General features: G+C 69.9%; 26 protein-coding genes and 1 tRNA gene. 11 read left to right on the forward strand and 16 right to left on the reverse strand.

Annotation, left to right across the window (positions count from 1 at the left end):
- Nucleotides 1-10 precede the first annotated feature (10 nt).
- The 6 genes from CSC65_RS12375 (at nucleotide 11) to CSC65_RS12400 (ending at nucleotide 4,325) form a co-directional block, all read left to right on the forward strand.
- A complete protein-coding gene (locus CSC65_RS12375; protein ID WP_162410885.1) occupies nucleotides 11-1,660 on the forward strand; it encodes a poly(R)-hydroxyalkanoic acid synthase subunit PhaE in 1,650 nt (549 codons plus the stop codon).
- Nucleotides 1,661-1,671: 11 nt separating this feature from the next.
- Nucleotides 1,672-2,736 carry a class III poly(R)-hydroxyalkanoic acid synthase subunit PhaC gene (locus CSC65_RS12380; protein WP_162410972.1) on the forward strand — a complete coding sequence of 355 codons (1,065 nt, stop codon included), beginning with the start codon at nucleotides 1,672-1,674 and terminating at the stop codon, nucleotides 2,734-2,736.
- A 167-nt stretch (nucleotides 2,737-2,903) separates the two neighbouring features.
- Entirely contained in the window at nucleotides 2,904-3,221 is a 318-nt protein-coding gene (locus CSC65_RS12385; RefSeq protein WP_238390382.1) for a DUF5329 family protein, read from the forward strand.
- A gap of 31 nt (nucleotides 3,222-3,252) precedes the next feature.
- Entirely contained in the window at nucleotides 3,253-3,462 is a 210-nt protein-coding gene (locus tag CSC65_RS12390; protein WP_162410887.1) for a PspC domain-containing protein, read from the forward strand.
- A 38-nt stretch (nucleotides 3,463-3,500) separates the two neighbouring features.
- A complete protein-coding gene (locus tag CSC65_RS12395; protein ID WP_162410973.1) occupies nucleotides 3,501-3,941 on the forward strand; it encodes a hypothetical protein in 441 nt (146 codons plus the stop codon).
- 153 nt (nucleotides 3,942-4,094) lie between these two features.
- Nucleotides 4,095-4,325, forward strand: a complete 231-nt coding sequence (locus tag CSC65_RS12400) for a hypothetical protein (RefSeq protein ID WP_162410888.1) — start codon at nucleotides 4,095-4,097, stop codon at nucleotides 4,323-4,325.
- A gap of 22 nt (nucleotides 4,326-4,347) precedes the next feature.
- On the opposite strand, the gene CSC65_RS12405 is transcribed toward CSC65_RS12400, so the two are convergent.
- The 16 genes from CSC65_RS12405 to CSC65_RS12480 all read right to left on the reverse strand — a co-directional run bounded on the left by CSC65_RS12405 (nucleotide 4,348) and on the right by CSC65_RS12480 (nucleotide 16,061).
- Nucleotides 4,348-4,896, reverse strand: coding sequence for a cysteine hydrolase family protein (locus CSC65_RS12405; RefSeq protein ID WP_162410889.1), 549 nt, complete (start codon nucleotides 4,894-4,896; stop codon nucleotides 4,348-4,350).
- A 24-nt stretch (nucleotides 4,897-4,920) separates the two neighbouring features.
- On the reverse strand, nucleotides 4,921-5,208 hold the full coding sequence (locus CSC65_RS12410; protein ID WP_162410890.1) for a DUF3247 family protein: 288 nt from the start codon (nucleotides 5,206-5,208) through the stop codon (nucleotides 4,921-4,923).
- A gap of 104 nt (nucleotides 5,209-5,312) precedes the next feature.
- A tRNA-Leu gene (locus tag CSC65_RS12415) sits at nucleotides 5,313-5,398 on the reverse strand.
- Nucleotides 5,399-5,433: 35 nt separating this feature from the next.
- Nucleotides 5,434-6,027 carry a cysteine dioxygenase family protein gene (locus tag CSC65_RS12420; RefSeq protein ID WP_162410891.1) on the reverse strand — a complete coding sequence of 198 codons (594 nt, stop codon included), beginning with the start codon at nucleotides 6,025-6,027 and terminating at the stop codon, nucleotides 5,434-5,436.
- 73 nt (nucleotides 6,028-6,100) lie between these two features.
- Nucleotides 6,101-7,243 carry a homoserine O-acetyltransferase MetX gene (gene metX / locus CSC65_RS12425; protein WP_162410892.1) on the reverse strand — a complete coding sequence of 381 codons (1,143 nt, stop codon included), beginning with the start codon at nucleotides 7,241-7,243 and terminating at the stop codon, nucleotides 6,101-6,103.
- A 250-nt stretch (nucleotides 7,244-7,493) separates the two neighbouring features.
- Complete coding sequence (locus tag CSC65_RS12430; protein WP_162410893.1) at nucleotides 7,494-8,528, reverse strand: tetratricopeptide repeat protein; 1,035 nt, start codon at nucleotides 8,526-8,528, stop codon at nucleotides 7,494-7,496.
- Nucleotides 8,522-9,016: a cytochrome c-type biogenesis protein gene (locus CSC65_RS12435; protein ID WP_162410894.1), complete on the reverse strand. Its 495-nt coding sequence runs from the start codon at nucleotides 9,014-9,016 to the stop codon at nucleotides 8,522-8,524. The genes CSC65_RS12430 and CSC65_RS12435 overlap by 7 nt, the downstream gene beginning before the upstream one ends.
- On the reverse strand, nucleotides 9,016-9,603 hold the full coding sequence (locus tag CSC65_RS12440) for a DsbE family thiol:disulfide interchange protein (RefSeq protein WP_162410895.1): 588 nt from the start codon (nucleotides 9,601-9,603) through the stop codon (nucleotides 9,016-9,018). Before CSC65_RS12440 ends, CSC65_RS12435 begins: the two co-directional genes overlap by 1 nt.
- Complete coding sequence (locus tag CSC65_RS12445; RefSeq protein ID WP_162410896.1) at nucleotides 9,600-11,522, reverse strand: heme lyase CcmF/NrfE family subunit; 1,923 nt, start codon at nucleotides 11,520-11,522, stop codon at nucleotides 9,600-9,602. The genes CSC65_RS12440 and CSC65_RS12445 overlap by 4 nt, the downstream gene beginning before the upstream one ends.
- A 99-nt stretch (nucleotides 11,523-11,621) precedes the next feature.
- Nucleotides 11,622-12,086, reverse strand: a complete 465-nt coding sequence (ccmE, locus tag CSC65_RS12450) for a cytochrome c maturation protein CcmE (protein WP_162410897.1) — start codon at nucleotides 12,084-12,086, stop codon at nucleotides 11,622-11,624.
- The gene (ccmD, locus tag CSC65_RS12455) at nucleotides 12,083-12,250 is read right to left on the reverse strand and encodes a heme exporter protein CcmD (RefSeq protein WP_162410898.1); all 168 of its coding nucleotides are present in this window, start codon (nucleotides 12,248-12,250) and stop codon (nucleotides 12,083-12,085) included. Before ccmD ends, ccmE begins: the two co-directional genes overlap by 4 nt.
- Entirely contained in the window at nucleotides 12,247-12,996 is a 750-nt protein-coding gene (locus tag CSC65_RS12460) for a heme ABC transporter permease (RefSeq protein WP_162410899.1), read from the reverse strand. Before CSC65_RS12460 ends, ccmD begins: the two co-directional genes overlap by 4 nt.
- Nucleotides 12,997-13,391: 395 nt before the next feature.
- A complete protein-coding gene (gene ccmB, locus CSC65_RS12465) occupies nucleotides 13,392-14,081 on the reverse strand; it encodes a heme exporter protein CcmB (protein ID WP_162410900.1) in 690 nt (229 codons plus the stop codon).
- 70 nt (nucleotides 14,082-14,151) lie between these two features.
- Nucleotides 14,152-14,802 (reverse strand): heme ABC exporter ATP-binding protein CcmA, encoded by a 651-nt coding sequence (ccmA, locus tag CSC65_RS12470; RefSeq protein ID WP_162410901.1) that lies wholly within the window; start codon nucleotides 14,800-14,802, stop codon nucleotides 14,152-14,154.
- Between the two features lie 118 nt (nucleotides 14,803-14,920).
- Nucleotides 14,921-15,490 (reverse strand): helix-turn-helix domain-containing protein, encoded by a 570-nt coding sequence (locus CSC65_RS12475; protein WP_238390383.1) that lies wholly within the window; start codon nucleotides 15,488-15,490, stop codon nucleotides 14,921-14,923.
- A gap of 52 nt (nucleotides 15,491-15,542) precedes the next feature.
- The gene (locus tag CSC65_RS12480) at nucleotides 15,543-16,061 is read right to left on the reverse strand and encodes a DUF3293 domain-containing protein (RefSeq protein WP_162410902.1); all 519 of its coding nucleotides are present in this window, start codon (nucleotides 16,059-16,061) and stop codon (nucleotides 15,543-15,545) included.
- Nucleotides 16,062-16,126: 65 nt separating this feature from the next.
- Here CSC65_RS12480 and CSC65_RS12485 point away from each other — a divergent pair, with 65 nt between their 5' ends.
- The 5 genes from CSC65_RS12485 (at nucleotide 16,127) to CSC65_RS12505 (ending at nucleotide 19,732) form a co-directional block, all read left to right on the forward strand.
- On the forward strand, nucleotides 16,127-17,284 hold the full coding sequence (locus tag CSC65_RS12485) for a pyridoxal phosphate-dependent aminotransferase (RefSeq protein WP_162410903.1): 1,158 nt from the start codon (nucleotides 16,127-16,129) through the stop codon (nucleotides 17,282-17,284).
- A gap of 86 nt (nucleotides 17,285-17,370) precedes the next feature.
- On the forward strand, nucleotides 17,371-18,168 hold the full coding sequence (locus tag CSC65_RS12490) for an amidohydrolase (RefSeq protein ID WP_162410904.1): 798 nt from the start codon (nucleotides 17,371-17,373) through the stop codon (nucleotides 18,166-18,168).
- Between the two features lie 79 nt (nucleotides 18,169-18,247).
- A complete protein-coding gene (gene trxC / locus CSC65_RS12495) occupies nucleotides 18,248-18,700 on the forward strand; it encodes a thioredoxin TrxC (RefSeq protein ID WP_162410905.1) in 453 nt (150 codons plus the stop codon).
- A gap of 15 nt (nucleotides 18,701-18,715) precedes the next feature.
- Nucleotides 18,716-19,201, forward strand: a complete 486-nt coding sequence (locus CSC65_RS12500; RefSeq protein ID WP_162410906.1) for an OsmC family protein — start codon at nucleotides 18,716-18,718, stop codon at nucleotides 19,199-19,201.
- Between the two features lie 93 nt (nucleotides 19,202-19,294).
- On the forward strand, nucleotides 19,295-19,732 hold the full coding sequence (locus CSC65_RS12505; protein WP_162410907.1) for a hypothetical protein: 438 nt from the start codon (nucleotides 19,295-19,297) through the stop codon (nucleotides 19,730-19,732).
- The last annotated feature ends 257 nt before the right edge of the window (nucleotides 19,733-19,989 follow it).

Below are 19,989 nucleotides of genomic sequence, written 5' to 3' on the forward strand. Positions count from 1 at the left end.
GGGAGGATTCATGGCCAACGCACCCTTCGCGCAGTTTCCGGGCGACTTCGAATCGCTGGCGCGGCAGTACTGGAATACCTGGAACGAGCTGCTCGGTCGCGGCGGGATGACCGACGGTTTTGGTCTGGGCGGTGGCCTCGGTGGCCTCGGTGGCCTGGGCGGGCTCGGCGGCCTGGGTGGCCTGCCACCGGGCCTGGGCGGCATGGGCATGGGGACCGGCACCTACGACTGGTACCAGCGCATGCAGCGCCTGGCTGCCGACTTCAGTGGCGGCGGCAATGCGTCCGATGTCGCCCGCGCCTGGCGCGAGATGCTGGGCGGGCAGGGGGGAGATCCCTTCGCCGGCCTGCTGCGTTCGATGCACGGCAACCTCTCCGGCGGTGAATGGCTGGAGCAGATGCGCCCGATGCTGGACATGCTGTTGCGGCCGCTGCGCCAGCAGGGTGCCGAGTGGCTGCAACGTCCGGCCTTTGGTCCGGCCCGCGAACACCAGGAACGGCTGCAGGCCCTGGCGCTGGCCTGGCAGGAATGGGAGCAGCGCAACGAGGCCTTCAATGCCGTGCTCGCGCAGGCGACGCAAGGTGCCTACGAGCGCTTCGAACGGATGCTCGGAGAGCGCGATGCGCCGGGCAAGCGCCTGGAATCGGCGCGCGCGTTGTTCGACCTGTGGATCGACGCGGCCGAGGAGGCCTGGGCCGAGATCGCGCTGTCGGACGAGTATCGCCACGCCTACGCCGGGATGACCAACGCGCTGATGCGGCTGCGGCTGGGCCTGCAGCGCGAGGTCGAACAGTTCGGTTCGATGCTGGGCATGCCGGGACGCGGCGAAGTGGATGCGCTGCACCGCAAGGTCGCCGACCTGGAGCGCGCACTGCACGTGGCGCGGCGCGGCGCAACGGCACAGCGCCAGGCGCCGGCTGCGCCAAGGGCTCGCCCTGCGGCGGTGGCCCCGGCGCCCTCGCCGGAAGTCGCGGAGGCGGCGGTGGCGCCGGCAGTGCCGAAGAAGATGAAGGCGGTGTCGCGCAAGCGCGCCAGCAAGAAGACGCCCGGCAAGCCGAAGACCCAGACGGTGCGCGCGGCGAAGCGGACCGCGGCGGCCCGGCCTGCCGTAGCGGTGCGCAAGAAGGCACCGCGTCGCGCCACCCGTGCCACGGCCGCGACTGCGTCGGTGAAGGCGGCAGTGACGAAGCCCGCTGCGGCGAAGACCGCAGGCAAGGCCGCGATCGGGAAATCGAAATCCATGGCATCACGCCCTGCGACGAAGGTCGTGCCGCCTCCCGCGCACGATACGCGGATGAAGCCGAAAGCCGTCACGCGCACGCCGGCGGCCGCCGCGCCGGTGTCGGCTTCCAGCCGCAAGGCCGTGGTCGCGCCCAGGGCAGGGCTGGCCACCGCGACCACGAAACAGGTCGCGAGCAAGCCAGCGCGTACCCCCCAGGCTTCAGCGGCCAGCGGCCGCAAGGCAAAGACGGTCCCCGCCAGCGGGACGCGCGCGCCGGCCAGGTCCGTCGACCTCGCGCCGACCACGGCCAAGGTCGTGTCGATGAAGGACTGGGTCAGCCGCAACATGGCCGCGGCGGCGCCTGATGCCACCATCGACACCACCGGCCGCAAGCCCGGCCGCAAGCCGGGCGGCAAGCGGGGAGGACGCGGTCGATGAAAGCCGGATCGATGGGCCCGCTGCAGTTCAACCCGCTGGACCTGGCGCAGGAAGCCTGGGAGTTCCAGAAGCACCTGGCCGATGGCGCGCGCGTGCTCGGCCAGGTCGAGGATGTCGAGTACGGCGCCACCGCGCGCGAGGAAGTGTGGCGCGACGGCAAGACCGTGCTGTACCGCTTCGTGGGCGAGACGCCCGCGAAAGGGCCCCCGCTGCTGATCGTCTACGCACTGGTCAACCGCCCGTACATGGTCGACCTGCAGCACGACCGCTCGCTGGTGAAGGGGCTGCTCGCGCTGGGCCTGGACGTGTACGTGATCGACTGGGGCTACCCGGACCGGTCGGATCGTTACCTGACCCTGGACGACTACATCAACCGCTACATCGACGGCGCCATCGACCACCTGGTCGAGTCCCGCGGCGGGCCGGTCAACCTGCTCGGCGTGTGCCAGGGCGGTTCGTTCTCGCTGTGCTACGCGTCGCTGCATCCGGAGAAGGTGCGCAACCTGGTCACGATGGTGACCCCGGTCGACTTCCAGACCCCGGACAACATGCTCTCCAGCTGGGTGCGCGAACTGGACGTGGACCTGTTCGTCGATGCGATGGGGAATGTCCCTGCCGACCTGATGAATGCCAGCTACCTGATGCTCAAGCCGTTCCGGCTGAACCTGCAGAAGTACGTGGGCCTGGTCGACATCCTCGACAACCCGAAGGCGGTCGAGGACTTCCTGCGCATGGAGAAATGGATCTTCGACTCGCCCGACCAGGCCGGCGAAGCGTTCCGCGACTTCATCAAGCAGTTCTACCAGGGCAACGCCTTCGTCCAGGGCACCGCGAACATCGGCGGGAACAAGGTGGACCTGGGTTTCGTCGACATGCCGGTGCTCAACATCTATGCCGAGCAGGACCACCTGGTGCCGCCGGACGCCTCGCGCGCGCTGGCCGGGCTGGTCGGTACCGCCGACTACACCGAACTGGGCTTCAAGGGCGGCCACATCGGCATCTACGTCTCCAGCCGGGCACAGCGCGAAGTACCCGCGGCGATCCATCGCTGGCTGGCGGCGAGGCAGGGTGCCTGAGCGTGACGGCGCGGCGTGCACGCGCCAGGCCGGAAGCGGGCGCAGCGCGGCAAGCTCCGCCTTGCCGGAATATCCCCGACATGCCTTCGCAACATGTCGTGCGTAGAGCGGGGCTCGCCCCGCTGCTGGTCTGCCTAGCGGCCCTGGCGTCGTTACCGGCGCCGTCCATGGCGCAGGAATCCGCCTCAGACTCCGAAATCCGGGCGCTGATCGCCCGCCTGGGCGACTCGAGTTGCCGCTTCCAGCGCAACGGCCGCTGGTACGACGCGGCCGCCGCGCAGGCGCACCTGCAGCGCAAGTACGACTGGGCGCGCAAGCGCGGCATGTCGGGCGACGCGGAGAGCTTCATCGCACAGGCGGCGACCCGCAGCAGCTTCAGCGGACGTGCCTACCGGGTCGACTGTCCCGGACAGGCGCAGGCCGAGGCGGCGCCGTGGTTCACGGCGCAGTTGGCCGAACTGCGCACGTCCGCGCCACCGCGCTAGACTGTTCGTGCCCGCCCGACGGAGCCAGCGCATGAACGCCAGCAACGCCAGTCACGGCCTGTCCCGTTCCCTGAACGACCGGATGATCGCCGGGGTGATCGGCGGCATCGCGCATCGCTACGGGTGGAACTCCACCTGGTTGCGCATCCTCTACGTGATCGCTTCGCTGCTGTCGGCGGCGTTCCCCGGCATGCTCGTCTACCTGATCCTGTGGCTGCTGATCCCGAACGAGGCGGACTGAACGCCCCTCCGCCCGAGCACGCTGCGTGGCCGGCCTGGCTGCGCGGGCTCGCGCTGGCCCTGGGTGCGATCTGGGCGTCGCCCTGGACGCTGGTCGGCCTGCTGGCCGGCATCGCCGGCCTGCCGGTCGGAGCCTCGCTCCGCTTCAGCCGCCGCGATCGCGCGCTGGTGTTCCTGCGCTGGCCGTGGGGCCCGGGCGGCGCGATGACCCTGGGCAACGTGATCCTCGCCACCGGCAAGGACCTGGACGTCACGTGCGTCACCTACGAACACCGTGCCGGCCGCTGTTCGCATCCGTCGGTGCGCCTGGGCGACCATGAGCGCGCGCACGTGTACCAGTACATGCTGCTCGGGCCGTTGTTCGTTCCGGTGTACTTCCTCTGCGGCGGAATCTCGGTGCGCAATCCGTTCGAGCGCGCGGCCGACCATTACGCGATGCATGGCCATGGCTGGTGGCCGGCAACGAAACCCCGGCGGTGATTGCATCACCTGATCTGCGCATGAACCGAAATGCGCGCGTCAGCGCGCGGAAACATGCGTCCTCTAACTTCGGTTGCACGCGATCCTAACGGCGTGTCGCGCACACTTCTCGGCATCGACCGAAAGGCAACACAGAAGAAGAGGAACGGCCGAATGAGCATTGTCCTTTACGTGGGTGGCAGCAAGGACGGCACCCGCGGATTCATCCCCCACGGCTTCACCAAGACGATGCGCGAAACCGTCGAGTACGGACGCGAGATCTATGTCGAGCACATGGTCCGCCTGGCCCGCTATGGCACGGTCCGGATCATGGCGCTGGAAACCCTGTGCGAGGAACTGATCGCCAGCCTGGTGTCGCGCCATTACGAGGCAGCGACCGCTTGAATGCACGGCCGCGATGCGGCCGTCACCGCTGCGCCAACCTGATCGCACGCGATGCGCGGATATCGATCCCGAACGCATCGCGCATCACCGCCAGTGCGCGATCTCGACGCGGAATGCTCTGCGCCGCCACACAGTCGCGCGGGACCTGGACCTCGAAGCCGCGCATGTGCGCGTCATGGGCGGTGACCAGGATGCAGGCATCGGCGGCGATCCCGCACACCGCGACCCGGCGCACGTGCAGCTGGTGCAGCAGCAGTTCCAGCGGCGAATCCAGGAAGCCGGAATGCCGCGGCTTGAGCATGAAGCGGTCGTCAGGCCCCGGTGCCAGCAGTGCGACGATCGTGGCACCCGGCATGCCGTCGCGACCGCAGCAGGCGACCAGGTCGGCGAAGCCGCCCTTCCAGTCCAGGAAATTGTCGTTGACGTAGTCCACCGCGTGACCGGCTTCGGCAAAGCGCCGACGCAGTGCCGCGATGCGTTTCGCCGCCGGCAACGCGGCACGCAGCAGCGCCGCGCCACCCGGGAAGTCGAAGTGGTTGATCATGTCGACGATCAGCAGGGCCTGACGCATGCCGAGTACCGCGTGCAGCCCGGCTCAGGAACTGCCGAGCCGGGTTACTTCGACGATGCGGTCCAGCCACAGGTAATGGGGGCGGGTATCGCCGGCCAAGGGTTCCAGCCGCAGCAGCGCGTTGGAGCCTTCGCGGCCATCCACCTCGCGGAAGAACTGCATGCTTGGACGCGCGGCCACCACGCCTTCCACGCGGCTGCCGTCGTCCAGTACCAGCCGTACCTGTTCCTCGTCGTCCAGCGCCTTGACCAGCCCCACCAGCCGCTCGATGTCGGCGGACGTGGCAAGCAGTCGTTCGGGTCTCTCGTTCATCTCCGGACTCCGCGTAAGGGCGGAAGCGAGGATGCATTCGCCGGCGCGACCACGACGTGACGGCAGAAAAGAAAAGGCCCGCACGCTGGCGGGCCTTTGTCTTATGGTGCCGAAGGTGGGACTCGAACCCACACGGTTTTAAGGCCGGCGGATTTTGAGTCCGCTGCGTCTACCATTCCGCCACTTCGGCAAGGCGCGCAGTATAGCGGCCGCGCCGGAAGGCGGCTATCCGGCCGCGTCGGTGGCGAGCAGGCGTTCCTCGCGGCGCAGCCAGCCGTCGGTGCCTGGATCGTCCTCGGCGTCGGGCACGAACACGTGGCAGCGCATCAGCGGGCGCTGGTAGACGTGGAGCGAGACAGCGATGTCGTCCGGGCTCGGATTGCGGATGGCATGGTATTCGTGCGGCGGGATCAGGCTGCCGGCGGTACCGGGGCCGGCCTCGATATCGCCCATGCGGGTGAAGCGCCAGCGCCCGCCTTCCTCGTCGCGCGCGTGCGGCTCGTACTGGGTGATCGCCAGCCGGCCGTGCCAGACGCCTTCCACGCACCACGCGCCATCGTGGTCGTGGATGCGCGTGCCCTGGCCGGGCCCCCAGGTCATGGCGATCACGCTGTAGCCCAGTTCGGGGCTGACATGCAGTTCGCGCCGGGCGTAGTGATCGACGATGGGCTGCAGCACGCTGCGCGGCAGGCCGACCTCGCGGTCGGCGAACAGCGCCACCAGCGCCGCGCGCAGCGCCTCGGTGATGGCGGTTTCGTCTTCGAGCCGGACCGCCGCGTCGAGTGCGGCGATCAGCTTGTCCTTGCCTGCGAAGTGCACGGGAGGGATCCGGTGGGTCTGGCCGGCAGGTTAACGCCCGGCCCGTTAGCAGAATGTTTCCCGTGCAACCGTATCAGAGGCGGTCGAGGAATCCGCGCACCGCGGGGCCGAAGCGGTCGAAATCGACCAGGAACGCATCGTGTCCCTGCGGCGAGTCCATGCCGATGAACTCCGCCTGCGCGCCACCGCGGGCCAGGCCCTCGGCCACTTCTTCCTGCTGCTGGACCGGGAACAGGATGTCGGTGCTGGCCCCGATGGCGACGGCGCGTTCGACCCTGATCTTCGCCAGTCCGGCCAGCACATCGCCACCGGCGTGCTCGGCCAGGTCGAACCAGTCCATCGAGCGGCTCAGGTACAGGTAGCAGTTGGGATCGAAGCGACGCACGAAGCGCCGCGCATGGCCTTCCAGGTAGCTCTCCACCTGGAACTCCAGGCCGAACGGGTCCTCGCCACCCCCATCGCCGAGCACATGCGACTCGTCCAGGCGCACGCGGCCGAAGCGGCCATCCCACTCCAGCGCCGAACGGTAGGTGATCACGCCCAGCTTGCGCGCGATGCGCATGCCCGATTCTGGGTACGTGGCGTCGTCGTAGTCGCCGTGGTTCCAGTTCGGGTCAAGCCGGATCGCCTCGCGCTGCAGCGAGCGCACGGCGATCGAGAACGGCAGCGCGCGGGCGCTGCCGGAAATATTGATGTGCGAACGGGCGATGCCCGGATGGCGCGACAGCAGGGCCAGCGCGGTCATCCCGCCCATCGAGTTGCCGATCACGCACGCCAGCCGCTCGATGCCCAGCCCGCGCACCACTTCGGCCGCCGCATCGGCGATGTCCTCGATCGAGACCTCGGGGAAGGACAGGCGGTACGGCGCGCCGGTAGCAGGATCGACCGAGGCCGGGCCGGTGGAACCCTTGCAGCTTCCGAGTGAGTTGACGCAGATGACGAACCAGCGGTCGCTGTCGATCGGCTTGCCGGGGCCGAGCATGGCCTCCCACCAGCCGGGCAGCGGATCGGCGGCGCTGGCGGCGGCATGCGCATCGGGCGACAGCCCGGTGACGATCAGGACCGCGTTGCCGCGTTGCGCGTCCAGCGCGCCCCAGGTCTCGTAGGCGACGCGGGCCCCGTGCAGCGCGCCGCCTCGCTTCATCGGGAACGGCGAGGGCAGCGCGTGGAAGCGGCTGCCGGGCGGAATGAATTCGTGGGTCTGGTCGGAAGCCATAGGGGCCGGAGTTTACCGGCATCGACCGGCGGTGTTGTCGAACGCCCGGCGAAAGCTGCGTTTCAGCCGCGGGCGCAACACCGTCTTTGAGCGGGCCTGCCTTGCGTACCTTCTCCGAAGCAGGCAATCGGGCAAGGGCAGCAGGCGAGCGTCACTCCCCGTGCAGGTGCTGGCGGACTGCGACGTCGGGTCATGGCAGAGGACGCAGTGGAGGCGGCTGGGCGGGCCTCCACGAACGGCGTCGGACGGCTCAGGGTGCTGGAGCGCCGATCACCAGCTCCACCGGCGCCGTCGACGGCAGCGTCACCCGCACCGGCACCGATTCCAGGTCGCCGTCGCCGCGGTCAGCGCTGCCGCTGGCCGACAGCCGTGCGAACACCTCGACCTCCTGCAACGTGGACAGGGTCTGGGTCGGCATCGGGCTGTCGCCGTCGTCGAGCACCACTTCCAGGGGCAGGTCCTGCAGCGCGTGGCGTTCCACCGCCACCGGCATCGGCGGGCCGCCCGGCACGCGTGCGATGACGAACACGCTGGCATCGCCGCGCAGGCGCACGCGCGCGGCGAAATCCGGATCCAGCGCTACCCTGACCGTCAGCGCATTGGCGGTGGCCGGCGCAACGGTTGCGGCGGGCGCGGCAGGCAGCGGTGCCAGGCCGGCTTCGGCGCGGGCCTCGTCGATCTGCACGCGCAGGCTGCGCGCGGTGGCCGCGTCAACGGAGCCGAGCAGCGACTCCCAGGTCTTCGCCGCTTCGGCGGGCTGCTTCGACTGGCGCTGGGAGACGCCCAGGAACCAGGTCGCACGCGGATGCCCGGGATGCAGGGCGATGGCCTTCTGCAGCCATTCCACCGCCTGTTCGTCGAAGCGGCGCTGGGGATCGGCCAAGGCACGCGATTCGGCCGCGTCGATCAGCAGCGCCGGTTCGTCCGGCGCCAGCTCCACGGCACGGGCATAGGACTGGCGCGCGCCGGCCGCATCGCCGAGCGCCGCCTGCGAGCGGGCGAGCAGGGCCCAGCCTTCCGGTTGCGCCGGATTGCGTTCCAGTTCGGCCTGCAGCTGGGCGATCGCCTGTTCCAGGCTTTCCGGCGCCGCGCGCGCGGTCTCCTGCAGCGCGGCCGGCGTGCCAGTCAGCCGGTACAGCGCCAGCACGCCCACGCCCAGTACGAGCACCACGGCCACCCACGGCCCGATGCGCTGGCGGCGCAGCGGCCACAGCACCCACATCAGCACGGCGAGCGTGATCGCGGTTGCGAACGCGGCGAACACCGCGGTGGTCGGGATCACCATTCCTGCTCCTCATCGGGATCGGCCCTGTGGGCGTCGTCCGCCTTGTCGCTGCGCACGGCTGGCGCTGCGTTGGCGCGGCGGCGGACGATCCAGGTCACGGCCGCGGCGCCGCCCAGCAGGAACAGGCCCGGTCCGAACCACAGCAGCCAGGTGTGTGCGCCGACCTCGGGCCGGTACAGCACGAACTCGCCGTAGCGATCGACCAGGAACTGCTTGACCTGCGCGTCGGATTTTCCCTCGCGCATCAACGCCAGCACTTCGCGGCGCATGTCCTGGGCGATCTGCGCATTGGAGTCGGCCAGCGACTGGTTCTGGCACATCACGCAGCGCAGCTCGGCGGTGAGCGCGTGGAAGCGGGTTTCCTCGGCGATGTCGCTGAACTGCAGCGGCGCGGCGCTGCCGGCCGGCTGTACCTGCGCATGCGCCACGGCCATGCCCAGCGCCGTCGCCACCAACATTGCAAGCAAGGGCGCGCGCAGGCGATCCATCACCGCGCCTGCTCCACCTGTTCCAGCGCCGGCAGCAGCTGGGAGGCCACGACCTCGTCGGTCAGCGGGCCGGTGTATTTCCAGCGCACGATCCCCTGGCCGTCAACGAGGAAGGTCTCCGGCGCGCCGGCCACGCCCCAGTCCAGGGCGTAGCGGCCCTCCTGGTCGGCGAGTACGACGAAGAACGGATTGCCGAACTGTTCCAGCCAGCGCAGCGCATCGGCCGGCTCGTCCTTCCAGTTGTAGCCGACCACGCGCACGCGGCGGCTCTCGGCGAACTTGGTCAGCACCGGGTGTTCGTCGCGGCAGGCCGCGCACCAGCTGCCCCAGACATTGAGCAGGTAGGGCGCGCCGCGCAGCCGTGCCGCGTCCACGGTCACCGTGGGGTCGTGCAGGATCGGCAGGACGAAATCCGGGGCCGGCTTGCCGATCAGGGCCGAAGGCAGCACCTCGCGGTCGGCATCGCCCGAGCGCACCACGCCGTACAGCATCAGCCCGACCAGGCCGATGAAGAACAGCGCGCCGATCACCACGGCGACGACGGGCAGGCCCTGCGCCTTGGCGGGGGTGTTCTGCGGAGCGTTCATGTGGATTTCTCCTCCGGAAGTCGGCGGAAGCGGCGGTCGGCCGCGGTGACCAGGCCGCCCAGCGCCATCAGCAAGGCGCCCGCCCAGATCCAGCGGATGAAGGGTTTGATGTGGACGCGCACCGCCCAGGCGTCGTCGCCCAGCGCCTCGCCCAGGGCCACGAAGACATCGCCGGTGAATCCCGGGAGGATGCCGGCTTCGGTCAGGACCTGGCCGCCGCTCGCGTAGGAGCGCTTCTCGGGATGCAGCAGCGCCAGCTCACGGCCGCCGCGCAGCACCTGCACGTGGCCGCGGTCGGAGAGGTAATTCGGGCCCTGTTTCTCGTCCACGCCCTGGAACACGAAGGTGTATCCGGCGACCTGAAGCGACTGGCCGGGCTTGAGCGCGACTTCGCGCTGCACGTTCTGCGCCTCCACCAGCAGCACGCCGGCCAGGAAGACGGCGATGCCCAGGTGGGCCAGGGTCATGCCCCACATCTCGGCGGTCATGCGCCCGCTGTTGCGCAGGCGGCTCCAGACGAAGCGCAGGGTGCCCAGTGCGACCCAGGCCGCACCGCCCACGCCGAGCGCGGTCTTCCATGCGCCCTGCGGCGCGGTGAAGTACGCGGCCACGCCCAGGCCCAGGGCGACGCCCAGCCACGGCAGCAGCAGCGCGACCACCCGCGAAGGCTGGTCGCGCTGCCAGCGGGTCAGCGGTCCGAACGGCACCAGCGCCACCAGCGGTGCCATCAACACGAAGAACAGCAGGCCGAAGTAGGGCGGTCCGACCGAGATCTTGCCCATGTCCAGCGCATCGGCGATCAGCGGATACAGCGTGCCCAGCAGGATCATCGCGCAGGCGCTGGCCAGCAGCAGGTTGTTGAGCAGCAGGAGGGTCTCGCGCGAGGCCGGCTGGAAGCCGGCGCCGGCCTGCAACCGTCCGGCGCGCAGCGCGTACAGCAGCAGCGAACCGCCGATCACGAGGCTGAGGAAGACCAGGATGAACAGGCCGCGCGAAGGATCGGCGGCGAACGCGTGCACGCTGGTCAGCACGCCCGAACGCACCAGGAAGGTGCCCATCAGCGACAGCGAGAACGCGGCGATCGCCAGCAGCAACGTCCAGCCGGCGAAGCTGCCGCGCTTCTCGGTCACCGCCTGCGAATGGATCAGCGCGGCGCCGACCAGCCACGGCATGAACGCGGCGTTCTCAACCGGATCCCAGAACCACCAGCCGCCCCAGCCCAGCTCGTAGTACGCCCACCAGCTGCCCAGGCCGATGCCGACGGTCAGGAATGCCCAGGCGACATTGGTCCAAGGGCGCGTCCAGCGCAGCCAGCGCGCATCGACGTGCCCGTCCAGCAGGGCTGCGATGGCGAATGCGAACGGCACCGAGAAACCCGCCCAGCCGATGTACTGCATCGGCGGGTGGATGATCATTCCCGGGTCCTGCAGCAACGGATTGAGGTCCTGGCCTTCGATCGGCGCCGGCAGCAGGCGGACGAAGGGATTGGAGGTGAAGATCAGGAACGCGAGGAAGCCGAATCCGACGATGCCCAGCACGCCCAGCACGCGCGCCACCACCGGCTGCGGCAACCGTTGCGAGAACGCCGCCAGCGCGCCGTTCCAGCCCGCCAGGATCAGCGTCCACAGCAGCAGGGAGCCTTCGTGCGAGCCCCACACCGCGGTGTAGCGGTAGACCATCGGCAGCAGCGTGTTGGAGTTGATGGCCACGTAGCGGACGGAAAAGTCCTGGGCGACGAACGCCCAGGTCAGGACGGCGTATGCACCGCCCACCAGCAGCAGCTGCGCGTACGCAGCCGGGCGCGCGATGGACATCCACGCCGTGTTCCCGCGCTGGGCACCGGCCAGCGGCAGCGCCGCCTGCAGCGCCGCCACGAGCAGTGCCAGGAGCAACAGGACCAGGCCAAGTTCAGGCAGCATCGCTGCCTCCCATGGAATGACAGGCAGCATCGCTGCCCATGGCGTGCCAGGAAGCATGTGGACCGCTTCGGCGCACAGCGGCGACCCGCGGCGACGCCATCAAGGTGTCGCCTCCGCCGCCGGCACCTGCACGTCGTGCTTCTGGTGGGCCATGCCCATCTTGTCGGCGACTTCCTTCGGCATGTAGGTCTCGTCGTGCTTGGCCAGCACGTTCTCGGCGATGAACACGCCGTTCTCCATGCGCCCGGTGGCGACCACCGCCTGGCCCTCGCGGAACAGGTCCGGGAGGATGCCGGTGTAGACCACCGGTAGCTGCGCGTCGCCGTCGGTGACGCGGAAGTGCGCGTCCATCGAACCGGTTGGGCGCCTGAACGACGCTTTTTCGACCATGCCGCCAAGGCGGAAGCGGGCGTGCTCGCCGGCTTCGCCGCGCAGCACTTCGGCCGGCGTGTACAGGTAGGCGACGTTGCGCTGCAGGGCCATCGCCACCAGCGCGGTGGCTACGCCGGACGCCAGTACCAGCAACAGCACGAATACCAGGCGACGCTTGCGGGTCGGATTCAACGGCTCAGCTCCACCGCCGGATCGACCGGCTTTCGTTCGCGCGCGGCGCGCAGGCGCGCGGCACGCAGTTCGCGTCGCACCTGCAGGCGCGGCGCCAGGAAATCCCACAGGAACACGGCGACGAACAGCGCATAGGCGCCGATCACGTACGGCAGGTAGCTCATGCCGGATCCTCCGCCAGCTTGCGCACCCAGTCCTTGCCCGATTCACGGCGCAGGTTGTCGGCGCGCGCGCGCGCCAGGAGGGAGCCGGCGAACCAGAACTTGGTGCCGATCACCATCCACCACAGCGGCGCCATCATGCTCGGGTCCAGGCTGGATTCGCCGAATACGCGGATGGTCTGGCCCTGGTGCAGCGAATCCCACCATTCCACCGAATAGCGGATCACCGGCAGCAGGGCCACGCCGACGATCGCCAGCAGGCCGGCCATGCGCGCCGAGGCGCGGCGGTCGTCGCCGGCGTGGTACAGGCCGATCACGCCCAGGTACAGGAACAGCAGGATCAGCTCGGTGGTCAGGCGCGGGTCCCAGTCCCACCAGGTGCCCCACATCGGCTTGCCCCAGATCGATCCGGTGGCCAGGGTGATCACGGTGAAGGCCGCGCCGACCGGGGCGCAGGCCATGGCCAGGATCTCGCACAGCTTGATCCGCCAGACCAGGGCGATGGCCGCGTACACCGCCATCAGCCCGAACACGAACATGCTCATCCAGGCCGCCGGCACATGGATGTACAGGATCCGCGCGCTGTCGCCCTGCTGGTAATCGGCCGGGACCACGAACAGCGCCTGCCACAGGCCCACGCCCATCAGCAGCACCGCGGCCAGCCAGCACCACGGCGCCCAGCGCGCGGCGAAGCGGTCGAAGTACGGCGGCGAGCCGAGGAGGTGGAACCAGCGGATCACCGGGTTCATGGAGGAAATCGCATCGCTCGCGGGTTGGCGCCGGCGGGTCGTGGGATGACCGCGCCGGACAGGCTCGAAGTGCTTTCGGGGCATTTTTCCAGACTCGGCGCCCGGGGCCAAGCAAAGTAGTGGGTCAAAGTGTCCAACCCGTTCAGGGCGGCGGGGGCGGGCGGGCCCGCTCGCCCGTTACGGACATGCTGGGATAACGGGCGGACAGGCGCCTTGATCGTGCGCAAACGCAGTCCGGGCCAGGCCTGGTCGTGGCAAAGGGGCTGCCGGGTGGGTTCGGCTGCACGGACGTCGCTGCGGTGTGTCGCAGCGCCCGGTTCGCCCGGCTGGACTCCGCGATCCCGGCGGGGAGCGCCTGGGCGCCGGGTGACTCCGGGCTTGCGCAGTCGCCGCATTCAGCCCTGCGCGATCCGGATCGCGGCGGCGGCGGCCAACGGCGCCAGCACTCCGGAAGCCACCAGCATGGCCGCCATCAGCAGCAACGCTCCGCTCGCGTCCAGGCCCTGCGCGCTGGCCGCGACGCTGCCGGCACCGAAGACCAGCACCGGTACGTACAACGGCAGCGCCAGCAGCGCGACGAGGATGCCGGAGCGCTTCAGGCCCACGGTGAGCGCGGCGACCACCGCGCCGAGCAGGCTCAGTACCGGCGTGCCCAGCAGCAGGGTCAGCATCAGCATGGGCAGCTGCGCACGTGGCAGGTACAAGAATTCGCCCAGCACCGGCACCACCAGAAGCAGCGGCACCGCCGTGGTGAGCCAGTGGCCGAAGGTGCGCACCGCCACCAGCCAGGCCAGCGGCACGGGTGCCAGGATCCATTGCTCCAGCGAGCCGTCCTCGGCGTCGCCGCGGAACAGGCTGTCCAGCGAAAGCAGGCCGGCCAGCAGCACCGCCACCCAGACCGCATAAGGCGCGACGAAATCGCGCAGGATCTGCCGCCCGCCGCCCAGCGCCAGGGCGAACATCACCACTACCAGCAACGCGAACAGGGCCGGCTGCAGCGCATCGCCGCGCCGTCGCCAGACCAGGCGCAGGTCGCGCAGGAGCAGGGCGCGACCGGCCTGCAGCAGCGAGGGCGCGGCGCTCAAACCGGCATCTCCAGCCGGGCACGCGAGCGCGTGCCGGAGGTGCCGGACCGAGAGGGGCAGCAGGTAGTGCTCATGCGATCGCCCCCGCGCGGGCGCCCAGCTCGAGCATGCGCGTGCGCACCGGCGGGGCGGCGTAGGCGCCATGCGTGGTCACCAGCGCCGCACCCCCGTCGCGCAGGTGGGCCGAGATCATCCGGTTGACCAGGTTGATGCCTTCCAGGTCCAGGTTGGCGTAGGGCTCGTCGAGCAGCCATAGCGGCGCCGGCGCCAGCCAGAGGCGGGCGAGGGTGACGCGCTTCTTCTGCCCGGCGGACAGCTGGCGTGCCGGCGCGTCCTCGTAGCCGGTCATGCCGACGATGCCCAGCGCATCGACCGGCCGCTGGCGCGGACGCTGGCCGTGCAGGCCACACAGGAATTCCAGGTTTTCCAGTACCGACAGTTCGCCCTTGAGTGCCGGCAGGTGGCCGAGGTAGGCGATGGCGTGGGCGCGCAACGCCGGGGCGGCGGGCCGGCCGTCGATCTCGATGCGCCCGGTGTCGGCGTGCAGCAGGCCGGCCAGCACGCGCAGCAGGGTGGTCTTGCCGCTGCCGTTGCCGCCCTGCACCAGCAAGGCCTCGCCGGCGTCGACGGCGAAGTCGAGCGGGCCGAACACCGGCTCCTCGTTGCGGGCGAACGCCAGGCCATGGGCGGCCAGCAAGGGGGACGGGGCGATATCGGTCATCGGCGCGCATTGTACCGGCGTGCCGCGGCCGCACTGCGTCCGCCTTTCGCCCATAGCCGGCGGGGTTGTCTTCCGGCGCCGGGCCGCGATCGGGTTTCCCGGCCGGCGCTGCGGCTGGTCAGGCCTGCCTGGGCTGTTGGCGCGTCACCAGTTCCACCACGGCAAGGATCAGGCCGTGACCCGCCATCCCCACCGTCCACCAGATCGTCGGCCACTTCATGATGCTGGCATCTCCCATGCCCAGGCCGATGCCGGCGAACACCAGCATCCCGAACAGGTAGCCAGCGAGATGGATCAGCACGGACAGGCGCAGGGCGGCGATTTCCTTCGCTTTTCCCGTCTGCTCGGCTTTCGCGGCCTGGGCCTCGGTATCGACCGTCAACGCCGCGACGTCGACGCCGAAGGCGGCCGCCAGTGCCATCACCGATTCGCGCGCGGCCTTCTCGCCGTTCTCGATCCTCTGGACCGTCCTCAGGCCGATGCCGGCCACTTCGGCCAGGTGTTCCTGGGACCAGCCGCGACTGTCGCGCCAGCGCCTGACCTGTGCCCCGTCCGCGTGGATCTGCATCGTTGTCTCTCCCCATGGGCCGCCGACTTGCGGCCGGCCACCAGAGTGCCGCATGGCTGCCGGTTTGCAACGCCAGTGGCGCGCCACCTGACCGCCAGCAGGCCGCCAGTCGCCTGCCATGCCGCCATCGTGGCGATGAAGGCTGGCCGCATGCCACTGGCCACGGCAGCCGCTACGGCGATTCCGGAGCCATCCAGTCCACCCAGCGGATGTCGCCAAGCGTGCCGCCTGGCATTGGCCGTGCCCGGTACATCCGCAGTCGCACCGGTTCCCGGGCATCCCAGTGCAGCAGGCCCGCCTGGTCGTAGCGACGGGCCAGGACATCGGCGGTGGCGGCGTCCAGTCCTTCCACCAGCCAGCCGCGCTCCTCCCAGCCGCCGTCGGCATCGGCAGCGGCGGCGCGCAGGGTGGGCCGGCCGAGGGCGTCCAGTTCCGCGCGCAGGGCGGCGTCGGCGGCGGCATTGGCACTCGCCGACCGTACGAGCGACTGCGGGTTCCACGCGGTGATCAGGGTCAGGCGCGAAGCGGATCCGGGAGACAGCGCCTGCACCAGTTCCGCCGGTATGTGCCGTCCGATCGCCACTGCCAGCCAGTGGCCGTCGTCCAGGCGCACGCGGTAGCGGGCGGCGAGGTAGGCGTGCAGCAGCGTATCCGTTGCCGGTGCAGCGCCGGGGATGCTGTTTTCCGCCATGGCCCATCTTCGCCGGCCGCCGCCTTTGCGTACACTCCCGGCTCCCGACCCCCGCCGGAACCGCGATGCCGCTGCAGATCCCGCCGACCAAGCTGCCCAGGGTGGGCACCACCATCTTCACCGTGATGTCGCAGCTGGCCGCCGAGCACGGCGCGGTGAACCTGGGCCAGGGCTTTCCCGACTTCCCGGTGCCGCAACGGCTGGTGGACGAACTGGACGCCGCGATGCGCGCCGGCCACAACCAGTACGCGCCGATGACCGGCGTGCCGGTGCTGCGCCAGGCCATCGCGGGCAAAGCAGGGCGCTGCTACGGCGCGCAGGTCGACGCGGACACCGAAGTCACCGTGACCAGCGGCGCCACCGAGGCGATCTTCAACGCGATCCACGCGGTGGTGCGCCCGGGCGAGGAGGTCGTCGTCCTCGACCCGGCCTACGACTGCTACGAGCCGGCGATCGACCTGGCCGGCGCGCGCGCGGTGCACGTGCCGCTGGATCCGCTGACCTTCGCCGTGGACTGGGACCGCGTGCGCGCCGCGATCACCCCGAAGACGCGGATGCTGATGATCAACAGCCCGCACAATCCGTCCGGGGCGATGTTCTCGGCCGACGACATGCGCGCGCTGGCCGACCTGCTGCGCGGCACCGACATCCTCCTCATCTCAGACGAGGTCTACGAACACATCGTGTTCGACGGACGCCGGCACGAATCGGTGCTGCGCTGGCCGGAACTGCGCGAGCGCGCGTTCGTGGTATCCAGCTTCGGCAAGACCTACCACTGCACCGGCTGGAAGATCGGTTACGCGATCGCGCCGCCCGCCCTGACCGCCGAGTTCCGCAAGGTCCACCAGTACAACGTGTTCTGCACCTTCGCCCCGGCCCAGCACGCGTTCGCCGCGATGATCCGCGACGAGCCCGAACACGACGAGCAGCTCGGCGCGTTCTACCAGGCCAAGCGCGACCGCTTCCGCGAGCAGCTGCTGGGCACGCGGCTCAAGCCGCTGCCGGTGCCGGGCGGCTATTTCCAGCTGGTCGACTATTCGGCGGTCAGCGACCTGCCGGACCACGAGTTCGCGAAGTGGCTGACGGTTGAGAAGGGCGTGGCCGCGATCCCGCTGTCGCCGTTCTACGAGAGCCCGCCGCCGGGCCAGCGCCTGGCGCGACTGTGCTTCGCCAAGAACGAAGCGACGCTGGATGCGGCGATCGAGCGGTTGCGGATGCTCTGAGGCGCGTGGACCGGCACCGCATGGGAGCCTGAGATGAAGCTCCTCGTTCCTTACCTGCCTTCCGAAAGTCCGATCCGGGAAATTCCATGAACGACCTCCGCATTTCCCTCGTCCAGGGCGATACCCGCTGGCACGATCCGGCGGCCAACCGCGACTACTACGGCGCGCTGGTCGCGCCGCTGGCCGGCGCGACGGACCTTGTGGTGTTGCCGGAGACCTTCACCAGCGGCTTCTCCAACGATGCCATCGACAAGGCCGAGGGCATGGAAGGGCCGACCGTGGCCTGGATCCGCGAGCAGGCCCGCGTGCTGGACGCGGCGGTGACCGGCAGCGTGCAGCTGCGCACGGCGGAGGGGGTATTCAACCGCCTGCTGTGGGCCACGCCCGATGGCGCGCTGGCGCATTACGACAAGCGCCACCTGTTCCGCTACGCCGGCGAGCACAAGCGCTACGCGGCCGGTCGCGAGCGGCTGGGCGTGGAGCTGAAGGGCTGGCGGATCAATCCGCAGGTCTGCTACGACCTGCGCTTCCCGGTGTTCTGCCGCAACCGCTACGACGTCGAACGCCCGGGGCAGCTGGACTTCGACCTGCAGATCTTCGTCGCCAACTGGCCTTCGCCGCGGGCCTACGCCTGGAAGACGCTGCTGCGTGCCCGGGCGATCGAGAACCTGTGCTACGTGGCCGCGGTCAACCGGGTAGGCCGCGACGGCAACGACCTGTCCTACGACGGCGACAGCGCGGTGATCGACTTCCTCGGCCAGCCGCAGGTCGAAGCGCATGGCCGCGAGCAGGTGCTGACCACGACGCTGTCGGCGGCGGCGCTGGCCGCGCACCGCGAGCGCTTCCCGGCCATGCTCGACGCCGACGCTTTCGAGTTGCGTTGACGCCACCACCGCACCCGGCGTTATGGTGGGTGCGTCGACAGCCGGGATGAACTCGAGCCCGGAGGGTAGGAGGACGTGCATGGCCAGCGACGCTCTGCAGCTTGCGTGCCCCGCGTGCGGCGCACTGAACCGGGTTCCCGCCGCGCGGCTCGGCGACTGCCCGGTATGCGGTCGTTGCCGGGCGCAGCTGTTCCCGGGCCAGCCCTTCGTGCTTGGCGCATCGACATTCGACGCGCACGCGCAGCGTTCGGACCTGCCTTTGCTGGTCGACTTCTGGGCGCCCTGGTGCGGGCCATGCCGGACGATGGCGCCGGCCTACGCGCAGGCGGCCGCGCTGCTGGAACCGCAGGTGCGCCTGGCCAAGGTCGACACCGAAGCAGAACCGGCGCTGGGTGCCCGATTCGGCATCCGCAGCATCCCGACGCTGGCGCTGTTCCTGCATGGTCGCGAGCTGGCGCGACAGGCCGGTGCGATGCCGCTGCAGTCGATCGTGCAGTGGACCCGCCAGCACCTGCCGCCGCGCGCGGCCTGAACCGGAGGAACGGCGATGGAAGAAACCCGCCAGGTCGGCGTCACCCTGCACCAGGAAGCGGCCGATGCGTCGGGCTACGCTTTCCGGGTCGCCTTCGACGACAGCACGATCCCGGAACTGTCGACCGACGAATCGCCGCCGCTGGGCCTGGGCGGCGGTCCCGACCCGTCGCGGCTGCTGGTGGCTGCGGTGGCGAACTGCCTCAGTGCCAGCCTGCTGTTCGCGCTGCGCAAGTTCCATAACGCGCCCGGTCCGTTGACCACTCACGCTACCGCGACGCTGTCGCGCAACGCCGCCGGTCGCTGGCGCGTGACCCATATCCATGCGCAGCTGCGGCTGGCCGAGGCGGCCGCCGACCATCGGCAACTGGAGCGACTGTTGGCCCAGTTCGAGGATTTCTGCATCGTCACCGAAAGCGTCCGCCAGGGCGTGCCGGTCAGCGTCGGGGTCGCCGACGCGCAGGGCGCGCATCTGCATGGAGCCGTGGCGCCGGCGGGTTAGGGCTGGAGTGCGGTCGTGCACGGGTTGGCAACGCCACCCTGCTATATGCTCGGCCAAGCCCCACATCGTCCGCACATCCGAACGGAGACCGTCATGACCCGTACCCCGTCCCTCGTGCTCGCTGTTGCGCTCGTCCTCGCCGGCATGTCCACCGCCCATGCGGCCGGCAATGTCGACTGCAAGCTGCACTTCAACCTGTCCGGCTGGTCGGCGTTCTACAAGACCGCCAAGGGCAACGGCACCATCACCTGCGACGACGGCAGCAGCCTGCCGGTCAGCATCAGCGCCAAGGGCGGTGGCGTGACCTTCGGCAAGTCGACGATCGAGAACGGCACCGGCGAGTTTTCCGGCGTGGCCAACATCCGCGAGACGCTGGGCACCTACGCGGCGGCCGAAGCCCACGCCGGCGCGGTCAAGTCGAGCAAGGCCCAGGTGATGACCAAGGGCGAGGTCTCGCTGGCCCTGGCCGGTACGGGCAAGGGCTGGGACCTGGGCGTGGCCTTCGGCAACTTCGTGATCTCGCCGCGCTGAGGCGCATAGCACGCCGCATCTGCAGGGAGTGTCCGCGCCTCGCGCTGGTGGGGTAGGGCTTCCGCGCCACGCACCACGCGCGGGTCCCGGCGCGGAGGTCTCGGAATCCCGAGGCTCCCGGTGTCGCGTCCGTTCCCGCGCCTGCGAGGGCGGTCATTGGCATTCCACGGACGGGCCTGAAGTCGCGACGCGGGTGCCGTCAGGTTGGCAGCGCTGATCCATGCAGCCGGGCGAGCCCGGCTCGACATGCGGGCGGT

It is taken from the genome of Pseudoxanthomonas daejeonensis, assembly GCF_010093205.1.
GTDB classification, from domain to species: Bacteria; Pseudomonadota; Gammaproteobacteria; order Xanthomonadales; family Xanthomonadaceae; genus Pseudoxanthomonas; species Pseudoxanthomonas daejeonensis.

Bases quoted from the DNA above. Each gene is read 5' to 3' on its own strand.
- CSC65_RS12375 (WP_162410885.1), top strand. From the start codon at position 11: ATGGCCAACGCACCCTTCGCGCAGTTTCCGGGCGACTTCGAATCGCTG.
- CSC65_RS12380 (WP_162410972.1), top strand. From the start codon at position 1,672: ATGGGCCCGCTGCAGTTCAACCCGCTGGACCTGGCGCAGGAAGCCTGG.
- CSC65_RS12385 (WP_238390382.1), top strand. From the start codon at position 2,904: ATGGCGCAGGAATCCGCCTCAGACTCCGAAATCCGGGCGCTGATCGCC.
- CSC65_RS12390 (WP_162410887.1), top strand. From the start codon at position 3,253: ATGAACGCCAGCAACGCCAGTCACGGCCTGTCCCGTTCCCTGAACGAC.
- CSC65_RS12400 (WP_162410888.1), top strand. From the start codon at position 4,095: ATGAGCATTGTCCTTTACGTGGGTGGCAGCAAGGACGGCACCCGCGGA.
- CSC65_RS12405 (WP_162410889.1), bottom strand. From the start codon at position 4,896: ATGCGTCAGGCCCTGCTGATCGTCGACATGATCAACCACTTCGACTTC.
- CSC65_RS12410 (WP_162410890.1), bottom strand. From the start codon at position 5,208: ATGAACGAGAGACCCGAACGACTGCTTGCCACGTCCGCCGACATCGAG.
- metX (WP_162410892.1), bottom strand. From the start codon at position 7,243: ATGGCTTCCGACCAGACCCACGAATTCATTCCGCCCGGCAGCCGCTTC.
- CSC65_RS12430 (WP_162410893.1), bottom strand. From the start codon at position 8,528: ATGGTGATCCCGACCACCGCGGTGTTCGCCGCGTTCGCAACCGCGATC.
- CSC65_RS12435 (WP_162410894.1), bottom strand. From the start codon at position 9,016: ATGGATCGCCTGCGCGCGCCCTTGCTTGCAATGTTGGTGGCGACGGCG.
- CSC65_RS12440 (WP_162410895.1), bottom strand. From the start codon at position 9,603: ATGAACGCTCCGCAGAACACCCCCGCCAAGGCGCAGGGCCTGCCCGTC.
- CSC65_RS12445 (WP_162410896.1), bottom strand. From the start codon at position 11,522: ATGCTGCCTGAACTTGGCCTGGTCCTGTTGCTCCTGGCACTGCTCGTG.
- ccmD (WP_162410898.1), bottom strand. From the start codon at position 12,250: ATGAGCTACCTGCCGTACGTGATCGGCGCCTATGCGCTGTTCGTCGCC.
- CSC65_RS12460 (WP_162410899.1), bottom strand. From the start codon at position 12,996: ATGAACCCGGTGATCCGCTGGTTCCACCTCCTCGGCTCGCCGCCGTAC.
- ccmA (WP_162410901.1), bottom strand. From the start codon at position 14,802: ATGACCGATATCGCCCCGTCCCCCTTGCTGGCCGCCCATGGCCTGGCG.
- CSC65_RS12475 (WP_238390383.1), bottom strand. From the start codon at position 15,490: ATGGCAGGCGACTGGCGGCCTGCTGGCGGTCAGGTGGCGCGCCACTGG.
- CSC65_RS12480 (WP_162410902.1), bottom strand. From the start codon at position 16,061: ATGGCGGAAAACAGCATCCCCGGCGCTGCACCGGCAACGGATACGCTG.
- CSC65_RS12485 (WP_162410903.1), top strand. From the start codon at position 16,127: ATGCCGCTGCAGATCCCGCCGACCAAGCTGCCCAGGGTGGGCACCACC.
- CSC65_RS12490 (WP_162410904.1), top strand. From the start codon at position 17,371: ATGAACGACCTCCGCATTTCCCTCGTCCAGGGCGATACCCGCTGGCAC.
- trxC (WP_162410905.1), top strand. From the start codon at position 18,248: ATGGCCAGCGACGCTCTGCAGCTTGCGTGCCCCGCGTGCGGCGCACTG.
- CSC65_RS12500 (WP_162410906.1), top strand. From the start codon at position 18,716: ATGGAAGAAACCCGCCAGGTCGGCGTCACCCTGCACCAGGAAGCGGCC.
- CSC65_RS12505 (WP_162410907.1), top strand. From the start codon at position 19,295: ATGACCCGTACCCCGTCCCTCGTGCTCGCTGTTGCGCTCGTCCTCGCC.